14 protein-coding genes are annotated in these 16,136 nt (G+C 34.6%); 7 read left to right on the top strand and 7 right to left on the bottom strand.

From position 1 onward, the window contains the following. Window positions 1-27 precede the first annotated feature (27 nt). Window positions 28-1,299 carry an HlyC/CorC family transporter gene (locus EJN67_RS06100; RefSeq protein WP_129723461.1) on the bottom strand — a complete coding sequence of 424 codons (1,272 nt, stop codon included), beginning with the start codon at window positions 1,297-1,299 and terminating at the stop codon, window positions 28-30. 283 nt (window positions 1,300-1,582) lie between these two features. Between EJN67_RS06100 and EJN67_RS06095 the strand changes: the two genes are divergently transcribed. The 4 genes from EJN67_RS06095 (at window position 1,583) to EJN67_RS06080 (ending at window position 6,503) form a co-directional block, all read left to right on the top strand. Then, window positions 1,583-2,572, top strand: coding sequence for a LacI family DNA-binding transcriptional regulator (locus EJN67_RS06095; protein ID WP_129723460.1), 990 nt, complete (start codon window positions 1,583-1,585; stop codon window positions 2,570-2,572). Window positions 2,573-2,594: 22 nt separating this feature from the next. Beyond that, complete coding sequence (locus EJN67_RS06090) at window positions 2,595-3,842, top strand: glucuronate isomerase (RefSeq protein WP_129723459.1); 1,248 nt, start codon at window positions 2,595-2,597, stop codon at window positions 3,840-3,842. Between the two features lie 283 nt (window positions 3,843-4,125). Further along, entirely contained in the window at window positions 4,126-5,841 is a 1,716-nt protein-coding gene (locus tag EJN67_RS06085) for an ABC transporter ATP-binding protein (protein WP_129723458.1), read from the top strand. Between the two features lie 14 nt (window positions 5,842-5,855). Further along, entirely contained in the window at window positions 5,856-6,503 is a 648-nt protein-coding gene (locus EJN67_RS06080; protein WP_165000767.1) for a carbohydrate-binding family 9-like protein, read from the top strand. A gap of 39 nt (window positions 6,504-6,542) precedes the next feature. On the opposite strand, the gene cls is transcribed toward EJN67_RS06080, so the two are convergent. From cls to EJN67_RS06065, 3 genes are read right to left on the bottom strand one after another with little or no spacing between them, the layout of a single operon-like run. Beyond that, window positions 6,543-8,012, bottom strand: coding sequence for a cardiolipin synthase (cls, locus tag EJN67_RS06075; RefSeq protein WP_129723456.1), 1,470 nt, complete (start codon window positions 8,010-8,012; stop codon window positions 6,543-6,545). Between the two features lie 12 nt (window positions 8,013-8,024). Further along, on the bottom strand, window positions 8,025-8,618 hold the full coding sequence (locus EJN67_RS06070) for a class I SAM-dependent methyltransferase (RefSeq protein ID WP_129723455.1): 594 nt from the start codon (window positions 8,616-8,618) through the stop codon (window positions 8,025-8,027). 19 nt (window positions 8,619-8,637) lie between these two features. Beyond that, a complete protein-coding gene (locus EJN67_RS06065) occupies window positions 8,638-9,357 on the bottom strand; it encodes a pseudouridine synthase (protein WP_129723454.1) in 720 nt (239 codons plus the stop codon). A gap of 96 nt (window positions 9,358-9,453) precedes the next feature. On the opposite strand from EJN67_RS06065, the gene rpiB reads away from it, so the two are divergent. Continuing rightward, a complete protein-coding gene (gene rpiB, locus EJN67_RS06060) occupies window positions 9,454-9,909 on the top strand; it encodes a ribose 5-phosphate isomerase B (RefSeq protein ID WP_129723453.1) in 456 nt (151 codons plus the stop codon). On the opposite strand, the gene EJN67_RS06055 is transcribed toward rpiB, so the two are convergent. Then, entirely contained in the window at window positions 9,910-11,055 is a 1,146-nt protein-coding gene (locus EJN67_RS06055) for an aldo/keto reductase (RefSeq protein WP_129723452.1), read from the bottom strand. Between the two features lie 185 nt (window positions 11,056-11,240). On the opposite strand from EJN67_RS06055, the gene EJN67_RS06050 reads away from it, so the two are divergent. Further along, window positions 11,241-12,371 carry a D-alanyl-D-alanine carboxypeptidase family protein gene (locus tag EJN67_RS06050; RefSeq protein ID WP_129723451.1) on the top strand — a complete coding sequence of 377 codons (1,131 nt, stop codon included), beginning with the start codon at window positions 11,241-11,243 and terminating at the stop codon, window positions 12,369-12,371. A 41-nt stretch (window positions 12,372-12,412) separates the two neighbouring features. Here the strand turns inward: EJN67_RS06050 and EJN67_RS06045 are convergent, their stop codons facing one another. Together EJN67_RS06045 and EJN67_RS06040 are read right to left on the bottom strand one after the other, a co-directional pair. After that, on the bottom strand, window positions 12,413-13,765 hold the full coding sequence (locus EJN67_RS06045) for a GTP pyrophosphokinase (protein ID WP_129723450.1): 1,353 nt from the start codon (window positions 13,763-13,765) through the stop codon (window positions 12,413-12,415). A gap of 97 nt (window positions 13,766-13,862) precedes the next feature. Continuing rightward, complete coding sequence (locus EJN67_RS06040) at window positions 13,863-14,684, bottom strand: AraC family transcriptional regulator (protein WP_129723449.1); 822 nt, start codon at window positions 14,682-14,684, stop codon at window positions 13,863-13,865. Window positions 14,685-14,818: 134 nt separating this feature from the next. Between EJN67_RS06040 and melA the strand changes: the two genes are divergently transcribed. After that, window positions 14,819-16,114 (top strand): alpha-glucosidase/alpha-galactosidase, encoded by a 1,296-nt coding sequence (gene melA, locus EJN67_RS06035; RefSeq protein WP_129723448.1) that lies wholly within the window; start codon window positions 14,819-14,821, stop codon window positions 16,112-16,114. Window positions 16,115-16,136: the final 22 nt, after the last annotated feature.

Below are 16,136 nucleotides of genomic sequence, written 5' to 3'. Positions count from 1 at the left end.
ATTATAGTATTACAGACGGAGAGTTTGCTAAAAAGTTGCAGTTTCATTTTGGGATTTTCTGATAATTTTCAAGGTATCTATCCGGTTTTTCCTTACATTTTCGACTATGAAATTTACGTTTTTCCATTCTAAGTTTTCTCCCGCCTTCGGCATTCTTCCTAGTTGTCCTATTATAAAACCGCCTATTGAGTCTAAATCGTCTGACTCTATATTAAGGCCTAAAGTCTCATTTACAAGATCTATTTTGGTATTACCTTTAACTATATATTCATTATTATTTATTATTTCTATATCATCATCATAATCGTCATATTCATCATCGATATCACCAACTATTTCTTCTACCAGGTCTTCCATTGTAATCAAGCCTACCGTACCACCATATTCGTCCAAAACTATGGACATTGATACCCTGTTTTTTCGCATATCTTCAAATAATTCAGCGGTATTTTTAAATTCAAATGTATAAAAAGGTTCTTTTAAATATTTAGTTATATCAAAATTCTTACTTTCACCGTTTATTCCTACCAAATCTTTTATATGAATTATGCCAATTATATTATCTATATTATCTTTATATACAGGCATACGGGAGTAACGTTTTTCTTTTATAATATTTAATATCTCTTGATAGCTGGTTTCAACTTCTATAGCAATCATGTCTATTCGTGGTATCATTACATCTCCCACTTGAGAATCGCCAAACTCAAAAACATTATATATAAATTCTTTCTCATTATCTTCCAGTACGCCTTCTTCATAGCTGACATTCACAATGGTTTTGAGTTCATCTTCTGTAATAAAAGGATCCTGATTTTCTACTTTACCTCCGAGCAATTTTATAACTCCATTTGTTGCCTTAGTGAAGAGATTGACAATAGGAGCAAATATGACCGTTATAACATATATGGGCTTTGCGACCTTTAAGGCGAACTTTTCTGAATTATTAACTGCTAGAGTTTTAGGTGTAATTTCGCCAAATATAAGTAATAACAATGTCATTATACCGGTTGCTATACCTACTCCAGTACTGCCAAAGCGGTCTATTGCTATGGATGTTGCAATCGCAGAAGCGCCTACATTTGTGAGATTGTTACCAACTAAAATAGCACCTAATAGTTTATTTGGTTTTTCTATTAACTTTGTAACCAGTTCAGAACCTTTAACTTTCTCCTCTGTCATATGTTTTATGCGTATTTTGCTTATAGCCATAAGAGCAGTTTCCGATGCGGAAAAAAAAGCTGATAAAAATAAAAGGATGATTAAACTAATAATTTGCCATGTACCATCTGGGTCCAAAAACAATCACTCTCCTAAATATGATTAATTAGATATTATTCAAATAAAATTATACCATAAAACGATATGCTGGTTTATTAATTCGTATATCAAAAAAGGCGAAATATTGGGGAAATAGGCATCTATGTTAATATAGATGCCTATTTTGATAGATTAATAACGGTTTCAATGTAATTTTTATGCATTTTACAATAATTAAAGCTGGTTTATATATTGTACCTTTTATTAAGTTGATGTATAATATTACTGTAAGCGCTTACAAAATGTTGGAAGGGTGCGATAAGTGAATATTTATGAAATAGCTAAGAAGGCGGGAGTATCCATAGCGACAGTATCACGGGTGTTAAATAATAGTCCAAATGTAAAGCAAGAGACTCACGAAAAAGTGGAATTGGTTTTAAAAGAAGCAAATTATACGGTAAATGATATAGCAAGAAGCCTTGCTACCAGTGCAACAAATACCATTGGCGTTTTAACTAGTGATGTTAGAGATTCATATTATGCTAATGCCATATATACAATCGAATATAGATTTCAATCTTTAGGTTATAATGTAATTCTGTCCAATACAGGGGGAGAATTGGGTAGGAAAAAGACTTATTTAAATATATTATTGCAAAAAAAAGTAGATGGGATAATTTTAGTAGGTTCGGTATTTAAGGAACGTTTTGACAATAGCCATATATTAAAGGCGGCGCAACATGTCCCAGTAGTTATGTTAAATGGATATTTGGAGGGGAATAATATATATTCCATTGTTTGTGATGATGCATATGCTACGTTTAATATTGTAAAACATCTTCACTCCAAAGGTTACAAAGATATAGTATATTTTTATGATGTTGAAAGCTTTAGTGGTTTGGCCAAATTACAGGGATTTCAGAAGGGGTTGGAAGATTGCTTTGGTAAATTCGATTCCCCAACGGTATATCAGGTAGAATCGGGAATAAAAGGGGGATATAGCGGAATTGCAGCATTGGAGAGTAAGGGGAAAAAATATACAGCTGTAGTATGCAGTGACGATCTAATAGCTGCAGGGGCCATAAAAAAATTGAGGGAAATAGGTAAAGAAATCCCTGAAGATGTGGGAGTTACAGGTTTTAATAATTCTCTTATTTCCAATTGTACTTATCCCGAACTATTTACGGTAGATAATAAGGTGGGGGATATGGCCTGTATGGCGGTGGATATACTTTATAAGGTACTTAAAGGCGAGGATTTATCAAATAGCTATACAGTAAAGCCAGAGCTTATAATTAGGGCCAGCTGCTGACATTATAGAAAGGGGATATATTATGATTACGAGTTATAAACAATTAAGACAGGTTGTGGATACTACGGTGGCAAATACAAAAATAACGGATGTGCATACTCACCTTTATTCACCATGTTTCAAAGATATGCTTCTTTGGGGTATTGATGAACTTTTAAATTACCACTATTTAGTGGCTGAAACCTTTAGATGGCTTAATATACCCTACGAAGATTTTTGGTCAATGGATAAAAAGGCCCAGGCCAATCTTATATGGAAAACACTGTTTGAGGATAATAGTCCATATAGTGAGGCTTGTAGAGGCGTGTTGACTACTCTAAAAAAGTTGGGATTAGATGTTGGAAGCAGGGATATTGACTCATATAGATCGTTTTTTGCAGGGTTTAGCGTAGAAGATTATGTTGATAGGGTATTTGAAGTAAGTGGAGTAGAAAAGGTGATTATGACAAACAACCCATTTGATCAGGAAGAGAGGGATATATGGCTAAATAGCTATGTACCAGATAGTAGATTTAAGGCTGCTCTCCGTATAGATCCACTGCTTATTGATACTTGCAATGCACTTAATAAGCTTAAGGATTGGGGATATAACATAGGGGATGAACTTAATGATAACACATATAAGGAAGTAATAAGATTTTTATCCGAATGGATAGAGAGAATGGATGCATTATATGTTGCAGCTTCATTACCATATGATTTTTGTTTCCCGGATGATTCGGTAAGTACAAAGATAATAGAAAACTGCATACTGCCTGTATGTAGGGAATATAACATTCCTTTTGCCCTTATGATAGGTGTAAAACGGCTTATAAATCCTGACTTAAAGTTGGCTGGTGATGGGGTAGGAAAGGGCAGCATAGAATCGGTAGAATATCTATGTGCTAAATATCCCCATAACAAATTTATGGTTACCATGTTATCCAGGGAAAATCAACATGAACTGGCTGTATCAGCAAGGAAATTTAGAAATCTATTAGTATTTGGTTGCTGGTGGTTTTTAAATAACCCTAGTTTAATAGATGAGATTACTAGAATGAGATTTGAACTTTTAGGTGTAAGTGTTATACCACAACATTCAGATGCGAGAGTATTGGATCAGTTGATTTATAAATGGGAGCATTCAAAAAATATTATTGCAGATGTGCTATATGATAAGTATAAGGATCTAATGGATACGGGATGGCGTATTTCTGAAGATGAAATAGAGAGGGATGTTCAAAAACTTTTTGGAGGTAACTTTTGGACATTCTTATCAGCAAAATTTTAAAGAAAAGGCTGTTTCATTCAAGAAACAGCCTTTTCTTTAAAATTTCTAATATAAAAATATTAGAATGTTTGTTATGCTTTTTAAGTGTACATAAGTGTTAGACCAATATAATTTGCATTGAGAAATTAAGAACCTTTTTATAGGAATTGACTTATATAAAATATTATGATACAATATATGGTAATTTATTTTTTTGTATACACTATATATGGCTATAGCATGTATAAAAGTATTATAAATACATGCTTTAAATATTATAAGGATTTGGGGTGATTTATAGCTTATGATCAAACGATTTATGAAGTACTATAAACCGCATGTGAAGTTATTTTTATTAGATTTTATTTGTGCATTTTTTATGGCAGGTTTAGATTTGGTCTTTCCATCTGCAGTTAGCCATATAATAGATAATGTCCTTCCTGCAAAGGATATGAAACTTATGATACGTATAAGTATATTTTTGCTAGCATTATATATATTATATTATATTTTGCAGTATATAGTGGAGTATTATGGTCATGTTTTGGGGACCAAAATAGAATATGATATGAGGGAGGAACTCTTTCAACATATAGAGAAATTGTCATTTTCATATTTTGATGAAAACAAGACCGGTCATATAATGTCAAGGTTGGTAAATGATCTAAATGATATATCCGAATTGGCCCATCATGGACCTGAGGATCTTTTTATAGCCAGTGTTACTCTTATAGGTACATTCATAATACTCTTAAAGACCCATCTGTGGTTGGGGATTATTACATTTTCGATAGTACCTTTGATGATATGGTTTGCTGTAGACAAGAATAAGCGTATGCAGCTGGCTTTTAAGGATATGAGGCTTAAAATTGCTGATATAAATGCGCAAGCAGAAGATAGCATATCAGGCATAAGAGTGGTTAAATCATTTAATAATGAGGAATATGAGCAGGAAAAATTTAAAAAGGGTAATGAAGGTTTTACACGTTCAAAACAAAATGCATACAAAACTATGGCAGAATTTTTTACTGGTATTAGTTTCTTATCCAATATTATAAATCTTGCAGTATTATTTGCAGGAGGTATATTTTATTACAAGGGGCAGATCACCACTGGTGAGCTCATGGGATTTATTTTATATGTATCTATGTTTTTGCAGCCTATAAGGCGTATAGCTACTCTTATAGAGACTTATCAGAGGGGCATGGCGGGATTTTCTAGATTTATTGAGATAATGGATACACCTCCACTTATACATGATAAACCTGATGCCTATGATATGGGTGAGGTGACTGGACATATAGAGTTTAAGGATGTAGAATTTAGCTATAGTGATAATAGTCAGGTTTTAAACAATGTTACTTTCGAAATATATCCAGGAGAGACGGTTGCTTTTGTAGGGCCATCAGGGGCAGGCAAGACCACTTTATGTAGCCTCATTCCTAGATTCTATGAGATAGATAATGGTGCTATTACTGTAGATGGTATAAATATCCAAGATGTAACACAAACGTCTTTGAGAAAAAATATAGGAATTGTACAGCAGGATGTATTTTTATTTTCTGGTACTGTACGAGATAATATAGCCTATGGTAAAATAGATGCAACAGATGATGAAATAATACAGGCAGCAAAGCTGGCGAATGCCCATGATTTTATTACCCAACTAGATGATGGATATGACACATATATAGGTGAGAGGGGAGTCAAATTATCAGGGGGTCAAAAGCAACGGCTTGCCATAGCGCGTATATTTCTTAAGAATCCCCCGATCCTTATTCTGGATGAAGCAACATCTGCACTGGATAATCAGACTGAACGTGTTATACAAGAATCATTAGAAGCGTTGTCAAAGGATAGGACCACCCTTATAATAGCTCACAGACTGGCTACCATACGGCATGCAGAACGTATATTTGTACTTACAGATCAGGGTATAGTGGAGCAGGGTACACATAATCAGCTTTTGGATGCTAAGGGTCTTTACTATGGGCTATATACAGCTCAATTTCAAAATTGATGGAGGAAGGTACTGTGAAAAAATCATATGTAATAAAGCGGGTAGATAAGGATAATATAAATAGAGTTGGTTTTTGGGATGATATACCTAAAGCAAGTATAGACAATTATCCATGGGATAATAATGGTTATATGCCTGAGACATATGTTAAGTTATGCTATACAGAGGATGGACTTTATATACGATTTTTTTCCAAGGAACCTGAGATAAAGGCAATATACACCAAACCTAATGAATCGGCATATAAGGATAGTTGTGTGGAGTTTTTCATAAATCCAAATCCGTACAAAGATGATCGATATATGAATTTTGAAACCAATTGCATTGGCACTCTATTATTAGGTATAGGCAGAGGGCGACAGAATAGAGAACTAATCTCTCCTAAAGAGCAAAGGGTCTTTAATATAAGTACAATGCTTTCGGTTGATACCATGTCTGATTATGATGGTGAGGGTTGGGACATTATATATACCATACCCTTTTCATTCATTAAGAAATATTATGAACAAATTGAAATAGGTTCAGGACATGAAATGTTGGGAAATTTTTATAAATGTGGCGATGGAACTAAATATCCACATTTTGGATGTTGGAATAGGATAGAAAATGATATGCCGGATTTTCATAGACCAGAATGCTTTGGAAAATTAATATTAGAATAAAAAAAGATGGATTATTAATCCATCTTTTTTTATTTGGGTTTATAGTAGGGGAGATACCAACCTTGATACCGATTCTTTAAACTTTATAACAAGGGATCTATCCTTATAGGTTTCTTTAGTTATCTCTCTACAATAGGAAAGATCGTTTATAAATATTTGTTCCAAATCGTTTACTACATTAGGATCATATATGAATGCATTAACTTCAAAATTCACTTTGAAACTTCTGATATCCATGTTTGCAGTGCCTACTGATGCTATGCGTCCATCTACCATTACAGCTTTGCTGTGGAGAAATCCATTCATATAGGTATATGCCTTAGCTCCCGCCTCCAACAGCTCTCCTATATATGAAGTAGATGCCCAATATACAAATGGGTGATCTGGTTTACAAGGAATCATGATTTTTACATCTATCCCACCTAGTGCTGCTATTTTTAGCGCTTCAGCTATACTATCATCAGGTACAAAATATGGGGTTTGAATATATATATTTTTTTGAGCTTTGGTAATCATCTTAAAAAAACCTTGGCGTATGGATTCCCATTGAGAATCGGGTCCGCTAGAAACTATCTGTATATTGGTATTGCCCACCCTCTTTTTAGGGGGAAAATATTCTTCTGCGAATGGGGGTATATGTTGATTAGATACAGCAAACTGCCAGTCCATCATAAATCTAAGCTGTAGATAATCAACGCTATCTCCTGATAGCATAAGATGGGTATCCCTCCAGTACCCGAATTTTGGTATTTTTCCAAGGTATTCATCTCCTATATTAAACCCTCCTATAAAAGCAGTTTCTCCATCTATTATAGCTATCTTTCTATGATTCCTATAATTAACCCTTATATTTATGTATGGGAAAAAAGGTGGATAAAATTCATATGCATAGCCACCTGCCTGGGTGATGGGCCTAAAAAAATGCCTAGGCAGTTTACGACATCCTAGCCCATCGTACAATAAGCGTACCTCTATTCCTTCTCTTGCCCTTTGAGCGAGTAGATCCCTTATTTGATTTCCCAGTACATCATTACGAATTATATAATATTCCATATGTATGTGATGCTGTGCATTTTTTATACAATCAATCAACATATCAAATTTTTGTTGCCCATCAGCCAATATGGTTACATGGTTATTTTGTGTAAGGAGGGAACGGGAATTTTCAAAGTGCAAGTTTATTATATCTTTATCATCCAATATTATTGGGCTTAGGGTTATCACCCTTCCATCCTTTAATTTTTCTGCATGCCTTTCTGCCAGCTTTTTTATATCATCTTCTCCCTTTGCCTTAAAGAGTTTCTTTTTTCTAAGATCCTGTCCCATTAAAAGGTATAGCAAAAAGCCTATCACGGGGACAAACATAAAAACCAAAAGCCATGCCCATGTAACCGTTGGATTACGCCTTTCCAAGAATACCAGAACGAAGGCAAAACATATATTTATTATAAAGAGTAGGAGACTTATATTTACGTTGCTTATGCTAACGTTAAGTTGAGAAGTATTCATATACACTCTCCTTTATACTTTGATACTTTTAAGTATCCAATAACCTTTTTCCTTATTTATAACTTTACAATTTCCATATATGGATTTAAGTTTTTCTACAGCAGAGGAGGCCCCCTGTTTTTTTTGTATTACTATATATAAGCAACCTCCAGGTATAAGATAGTCAATACTTTGTTCAAACATGGGATATATTACTTTTTTTCCTGCCCTAATAGGAGGATTGCTTACTATTGTGCTGTATGTAGTATCCTTTATGTCTTGAAATCCATTACTCTGGAAGGCTACTGCATTTGGAATATTGTTTAATACAATATTGCCATGTGCCAATTTTACAGCGCGTTCATTTATATCGGACATAGCGACATTGGAATTACGGTTTAGATAGGCTATTGATATGCCTATGGCACCATATCCACAACCTAGATCCAATATATTGCCCTCAAGGGGTGGCAGGGTAGATATTAGTATATGACTGCCGAAATCTACATGATGCCTAGAAAAAACTGATGTATCGGTTATAAATACCAAGCTTTTGTTGTTTAGGTTATACGATATTTTTATAAGTTCATGGGATGATGTAGGGTTTTGAGAATAATAATGCTCCATAAAAATACCTCCCATATATTTATATATTATTCAAAGCTTCTATCTCTTGTGCTGTTAATTCCCTAAATTCTCCAAGTTCTAAATCTTGATCGAGGACCAATGGTCCTATGGATATGCGTTTTAAATACGCCACTTTTTTGTCTATATATTTAAACATCCTTTTTATTTGATGAAATTTACCCTCATATATGGTTACATAGACTTCGCTTTTATCTCCTGCTTTTATAATTTCAAGCTGTGCTGGGAGAGTGATAAAATCATCTTCTAGTTTTATACCATTTTTAAATATATCGATATCCCTTTGTGTAACGCATCCATCTATTATTGCAAAATAGGTTTTTCCAACCTTTTTTTTAGGCGATAGTAGGCTGTGGGAGAGTTTCCCATCATTAGTTAGTAATATAAGCCCTTCCGTGTCCTTGTCCAATCTGCCTGCAGGGAATAGATCGACATGTCCGTATTTAGGAGGTAGTAGGTCTATTACCGTTGTATCTGTGCTGTCCCAAGTAGCCGATATGACATCTTTAGGTTTATTCAGCATAATATAATAAAAATCTCTATATTCTACCTTATTACCATCAATATATATACTGTCTTTTTCGGGATCAACATGCATACCAGGATCAGAGGCCATATTATTATTTATCATCACAATCCCCTGCTTTATATATTGTTTCACTTCCTTACGACTACCTATACCGGTGTTTACCAGCAGTTTATCCAGACGCATATTTGCCATTATTTGCACCTCACCAAATTTATTATTTATATTATATCATAAGTATGGTATCCTAGAGACAGTATAATTCATTTATTTTATGAAAGGATGATAAGCATGATAGCTATAGGGAGTGACCACGCAGGTTATCATTTGAAAGAATCAATAAAAAAACATTTAGATAAAAAGGGTATTCAATACAAAGACTTTGGTTGTCATTCAGAAGAACGGGCAGAATATGCATCCTATGCAGAAAAGGTAGCAAATGCAGTATCGAGTGGAGAATATGAAAAGGGGCTACTATTTTGTGGGACAGGCATAGGCATGTCCATAGCTGCAAACAAGGTAAAGGGTATAAGGGCTGTAGTATGTAGCGAATGCTATAGTGCTATCATGTCTAGAAGGCACAATGATGCTAATATACTGGCTTTAGGAGGTAGAGTGGTAGGAGTGGATCTAGCTGCCATGATAGTGGATATGTGGCTTGATACTCCCTTTGAAGGCGGGAGGCATAAAGCTCGTGTGGATATGATATCAGAGATAGAAGGAAAGAATATACAAAAAGGGTGCTAATTATAGCACCCTTTTAAATTGTTCATCAGCTTCTTTTAGATGGTCAATTATTGATATGCTCTGCGGGCATACAGATTCGCAGTTGCCGCATTGTACACAGTTAGATGCATCTTTTCCTTTTTCTATCAGTTTTTTATATTCATCTTTGTATGCAGGGAAATCATCATACATGGATGCATCATTATAAAGACTAAAAATATATGGAATAGATACCCTTGATGGACAAGGCATACAGTATCTACAGTTGGTACATCTAACCTTTATTTTGCTGTTGTAGAGCGTTTGAACCTCATGTACTAGTTTTTGTTCTTCCGGAGTCATGGAATTTGGGGTAGCATGATGGAATATCTCCAGATTGTCCTTGAGCTGCTCCATATTGCTAACGCCGCTTAATATAACGGCAACCTCTGGAAAGTTATATACCCATCGGAAGGCCCATTCTACAGGGCTACGCTTCATGCTATATTTATTCCAGATCTGTGATACATCCTGAGGTACATTTGCCAGTTTGCCTCCCCGGAGGGGTTCCATTATGACCACTGGAATGTTTTTGCTACCTGCATATTTTAATCCTTTTACCCCTGCTTGATTGTTTTCATCCAATATGTTTAACTGTATTTGGCACATATGCCAGTCATATGAATCTATAATATCATTAAATACATCAAATTCGTCGTGAAATGAAAAGGCTGGATGTTTTATCTTCCCCTTTTTAACCATGTCATCTAAAAAATCCAACACTCCAAGCTTTTTTACCTTTTCCCAGGTTGATTTACTGAGGGAGTGGAGCAGATAGAAGTCTATATAATCCACATCTAATTTTTGAAGCTGTTCGTCTAAAATTTTTTCAAAGTCTTCATATTTTTTTGTTTGCCATACAGGAAGCTTTGTAGCTAGTTTTATCTTTTCCCTGTATCCATCCTTCAATGCCTTTCCTACGACTGGTTCACTTTGGCCATCGTGATAGGGATATGCAGTATCTATATAGTTTACTCCATGATCTATCCCGTATCTTATCATCTCTATGGCCTGTTTTTCGTCTATTTGTTCCTTACCATCTTCTGATTTTATAACTGGCAGGCGCATACAACCTATGCCGAATATTGATGTATCAAATCCCCATCTGTCAAAATGTCTGTATTGCATATGTAACCATCCTCCTTTTAGCATTATTATATCAAATGATTAAACGTATTGAAACTATAAGCTATTATTTATGTATATAAAAATGGAAATAAAAATTGATCTGTTTTGGTACAAAATGGGGGAATAAAAATGTTGCCCTCACAAATAATAATGTTATGCCAAACAAATAAACTGGGGGCATATATATGAAGAAGATTATTAGAATTTTAGCAGTATTAGTGTGTATATCTATTTTGGGTGGCGAAATGTGTTTTGCAGCTCCTCCTGAAATTGCTGCCAAAGGGGCGGTACTCATGGAAGTGGAAAGCGGCAGGATATTATATGAGAAGAATGCCCGCAAAAAGATGCCTATGGCTAGCACAACAAAGATAATGACTGCAATACTTGCCATTGAAAATGGTAGTATGGATGATATAGTGACCGTATCGGATAAGGCGTATGGAGTAGAAGGCTCCTCCATATATCTAGATAGGGGTGAAAAAATATGCTTGGAAAATCTATTGTACGGTCTTATGCTCCGTTCTGGCAATGATGCTGCTGTAGCTATAGCGGAACATATAGGAGGCTCATTAGAAAATTTTGTAGATATGATGAATAAGAAGGCTATTGAGCTTGGTGCTAAGGATACACATTTTGTAAATCCACATGGATTACATGATGATCTGCATTACACTACTGCTTATGATCTGGCGCTTATTTCTACCTATGCTATGAAAAATCCAATATTTAGAACTATTGTATCTACGAAATATAAAAAAATACCTTGGGAGAATCATGAATGGGATAGGGTATTGCAAAATAAGAATAAGATATTATGGGATTATGAAGGCGGTAATGGTATAAAGACTGGATATACCAAAAAATCACGCAGATGTTTGGTATCTTCTGCATTGCGGTCAAATATGCAGCTGGTATGTGTTGTACTTGATTGTCAGCCATGGTTTGAAGATAGCATGGCTATAATGGATTATTGCTTTGATACGTTTAAGCCATATACTGTTTTTTCATCTGAGCAGCTTTTAAAGCAGATACATGTTGAGGATGGTTTTGAAAAGGAAGTAGGTGCTGTAATAAAAGATGATATAATATTGCCTGTTAAAGAAGGTGAAGAGGAAAATATAAAAATAAAATTTGATCTTCCTGACGCGATAAAGGCACCTGTAAAGGCGGGAGATCAAATAGGGAATGTAGCGGTATCACTAGCAGATGAAGTGTCTATTATAAGGCCTTTATATGCAGATTCCGATGTAATGGAAAATACATTTATCTCAAATATTAAGAGAATATTTATGAAATGGATTACAAATGGATTATAATCAAAAGGGATCACCTTATATAAGGTGATCCCTTTTGAAGTCTATCCAATATTTATATTTACTTCATCGATTTTTTTTCTTAGATTTATCTGCTCCGACGGATCAAACCTTGTAATTAATTTTTCTATAACAGATTCTATCTTGTTGCCCCCATCTATAAGTTCCTGATCGGAAGGTACAAAATTTCCATGTATTATATGCATATTTATCTTTCTTATATCCTTTAACTTTTGTGCAATATCGTCATCGTTTACTACATTTATTATATTATTTAAATTGGTTTGAAAATTGCCAGCCATATCGGGATAAAACTTATCTATAAAATGGTTGATTATAAATTGTAGGTCAGCAAGCTTATCTATAAAATATAACATGGATTTTTTACTTTGTTCTCCATTATTATCTTCATATGAGTTGCTATACGGATTTTTATTTGACATCTGTTTTTTTATATCTAAAAAGACTCTATATAAGGAAGAGTCCTCTTCTATTATCATATCAATAATCTGTTCAACAACAGACGTATCTTTGCATTCAGGATCTATATCATCAATATATTTATTTATATATTCGGATCTATTGAACTGTGCTGCCTTCAAAAATTTAAACAGGAGATCTACCCTACCCATGGTAATATCCTCGCTTCTAATATTTGTTGAAGCACATATGCCGTCGTATATAAAAGCGGCCAATTCATAGTGGTTTGAAAAAGCAGTACCACTTTTTTTTATTCTATCCTGCATGGCCTTTTGTAGTCTTCTTAATGCCAATTCTCCTGCCAGTACCAATCCATTAAGTTCGTCTAAAATTTCATGCTCGTCCACAGATATATGACCATTCATCGGTTTATAGACCAGGTCATGTTCTACTTCGGCCCATGCGTGCATAAGGACGGATGCTACCTGGATTTCTATAACAGCCTTGGTATATTTGTCATTTTCAGGATTGTCAGCCTGATGCTTTAAATGAATTCTATAGTGTGTGGCATTATAACCTGAAAATACCTTTTTATATTCTCCATCTTTCTCATCATCTATATGATAATTGACGTTTGATTGTTCCGGAAATCTTTTAATTTCCTTTACATCAAACTTGTCCTTTATAAATCGGTCAATCTTGTGTATATCATTGGGAAAGTATATGGCGATCCTTACTCCCGCCAAATCTTTTATATCGTCATATATATGTTGAAGATTCTTGTAGTGTTTCACCTTGTTCCTTTTTATGAGTTTTTCCTTTAATCTATCTGCCCTTTTTGCCCGATAGGTTACAATGGCCCTTATGCCCTCTTTTTCCAATTCACTTTCACATATTTGGGCACATATTTTTGAAGCATTTTCATAAAAATCGATTTTCCGTATATATTGTTCTAAAAAAACATCAATTAAATTCATCGTTACTCCTCCTGAATATATTATGGGGAAAAGTAGTAACTTCTTTATTTATTGTATCAAATGCTAAGCACTTTTTCATTTAAAAAATGTTAAATATTTATGAATTTAACTTATTTCTATAATTACTAGGGGACATACCTTTTATATTTTTGAACATTTTGGAAAATAACAATGGATCTTCATACCCTACAGAACGGGATATATCTCCTATGGATAGGGAAGTATGCTCCATAAGCTCACAGGCTTTGTCCATTCGATATTGTAATAGGAACTGTTTAGGGGATGTATTTAAGAATTCTTTAAATAGGGCATATAGATATTTTCTATTTATCCCTATATATTTAGCTAGATATGATATGGTTATTTTCCTAGAATAATTCTTCTCTATGAATTCTACTGCCTTTTGCACATATAGTTCCTTTCTATTTTGCGGTTCTATTACATTGTTTGATGAATTATTTTCTATGAGTTTATATAAAAAAAGATATAAAAGACCAGTAACCTTCAATTCAGAATGGGGCTTAAATTGGCTTATACTATTCATTTTATCCAGACAATCCTTTATATAGCTGTCTTTATTATATAGAAATATGGGGTTTTTTTGATCAAGACCTGCAAGGCTAAGGTATTTTGTAGCCATCTTTCCTTGAAAGCCTACCCAGGAATAATGCCATGGAGTATCAAATGAGGCCTGATAATATGTAATTATACCTGGGCATATGAGAAATCCCTGGCCTTTTTTTAATGTATAAGATCTACCTTCCACCTCAAATTTTCCGCTACCTTCCATTATGTAGTGTATAAGATAATGGTCCCTAACTGCAGGTCCATAATGATGACGGGCTTGACATTTTTCAGTGCCCCATTGGTATATGTTAAGATCGCCTTTATTCAGTTTTGTATCTGTTATATAAGGCATAGAAACCTCCTTTAATATATAAAAGGTTATACGCATATAAGACATTATACCATATACTGATGACTTTTTTCCATTTACTTTACAGATATTTATAATAGAATCTATATTAAAGAGAAATGTTAGGAGGAGTAAATATGGCTAAGATTACTTTTATGGGAGCAGGTAGTACTGTATTTGCTAAAAATGTATTAGGGGATTGTATACTGACTCCCGCCCTTCAGGATTCCCATATAGCGCTTTATGACATAGACCTAGAGCGCCTTAAGGATTCGGAAAATATGCTTAAAAATATCAATCAGAACCATGGAAATTATGCTACTATAGAGGCATATACCGATAGGCGAAAGGCTTTAGAAGGTGCTGACTATGTTATAAATGCCATACAAGTAGGTGGATATGAGCCTTGTACAGTGATAGACTTTGAGGTACCTAAAAAATACGGACTTAGGCAAACTATAGGTGATACTTTAGGTATAGGAGGCATATTTAGAGCACTGAGAACCATACCAGTACTCTTAGATTTTGCCCGGGATATGGAGGATGTATGTCCGGATGCCTGGCTTTTAAACTATACAAATCCTATGGCCATGGTGACAGGTGCTGTGCAAAGATTTACAGATATAAAGACAGTGGGCTTGTGTCACAGCGTACAGGTATGTGCTCCTGGTCTGCTGCAGGGATTAGGTATGGATGATAAGAATGTGCAGTGGAAGATAGCTGGTATAAATCATATGGCGTGGCTTTTGGAGATAACACACGATGGTAAGGATCTATATCCTGAGATTAAGGAACGGGCATTAAAAAGGGAAACTCCCCATAACGATATGGTGAGATATGAAATTATGAAGCAGTTTGGCTACTATGTTACTGAATCCAGTGAGCATAATGCCGAATATATGCCATATTTTATTAAAGGCAAATATCCCGAGCTTATAGAGAAATTTAATATACCCTTAGATGAATACCCAAGAAGATGTATAAAACAGATAGAAGACTGGAAGCATATGAGAGACGATCTGGTAAATGACAAACAGCTAACCCACAACAGAACCCATGAATATGCATCTTATATATTGGAGGCTATGGAAACAAACATACCATATAAGATAGGAGGCAATGTAATAAATACTGGGCTTATAACTAATTTGCCTAAAGAGGCTTGCGTTGAGGTGCCTTGCCTGGTAGATAAAAGCGGCATTATACCATGTTATGTAGGAGATTTACCGGTGCAACTAGCTGCACTTAACAGAACAAATATAAATGTGCATTTGTTGACTATAGAGGCTGCTATCACCAGAAAGAAAGAGTATATATATCAAGCTGCTATGTTGGATCCCCATACAGCTTCGGAGTTATCTATAGATGATATAAGGAGTTTGTGTGATGATCTTATAGATGCCCATGGAGATTGGCTTCCTGAGTACAAATAATTTTATAAAAATGATAGAAGGG

Source organism: Xylanivirga thermophila (assembly GCF_004138105.1).
Lineage (GTDB): Bacteria > Bacillota > Clostridia > Caldicoprobacterales > Xylanivirgaceae > Xylanivirga > Xylanivirga thermophila.
This window is presented reverse-complemented; position numbering and strand designations above follow the sequence as displayed.

Bases quoted from the DNA above. Each gene is read 5' to 3' on its own strand.
- EJN67_RS06090 (WP_129723459.1), top strand. From the start codon at position 2,595: ATGATTACGAGTTATAAACAATTAAGACAGGTTGTGGATACTACGGTG.
- EJN67_RS06085 (WP_129723458.1), top strand. From the start codon at position 4,126: ATGATCAAACGATTTATGAAGTACTATAAACCGCATGTGAAGTTATTT.
- cls (WP_129723456.1), bottom strand. From the start codon at position 8,012: ATGAATACTTCTCAACTTAACGTTAGCATAAGCAACGTAAATATAAGT.
- EJN67_RS06070 (WP_129723455.1), bottom strand. From the start codon at position 8,618: ATGGAGCATTATTATTCTCAAAACCCTACATCATCCCATGAACTTATA.
- EJN67_RS06065 (WP_129723454.1), bottom strand. From the start codon at position 9,357: ATGGCAAATATGCGTCTGGATAAACTGCTGGTAAACACCGGTATAGGT.
- rpiB (WP_129723453.1), top strand. From the start codon at position 9,454: ATGATAGCTATAGGGAGTGACCACGCAGGTTATCATTTGAAAGAATCA.
- EJN67_RS06055 (WP_129723452.1), bottom strand. From the start codon at position 11,055: ATGCAATACAGACATTTTGACAGATGGGGATTTGATACATCAATATTC.
- EJN67_RS06050 (WP_129723451.1), top strand. From the start codon at position 11,241: ATGAAGAAGATTATTAGAATTTTAGCAGTATTAGTGTGTATATCTATT.
- EJN67_RS06045 (WP_129723450.1), bottom strand. From the start codon at position 13,765: ATGAATTTAATTGATGTTTTTTTAGAACAATATATACGGAAAATCGAT.
- EJN67_RS06040 (WP_129723449.1), bottom strand. From the start codon at position 14,684: ATGCCTTATATAACAGATACAAAACTGAATAAAGGCGATCTTAACATA.
- melA (WP_129723448.1), top strand. From the start codon at position 14,819: ATGGCTAAGATTACTTTTATGGGAGCAGGTAGTACTGTATTTGCTAAA.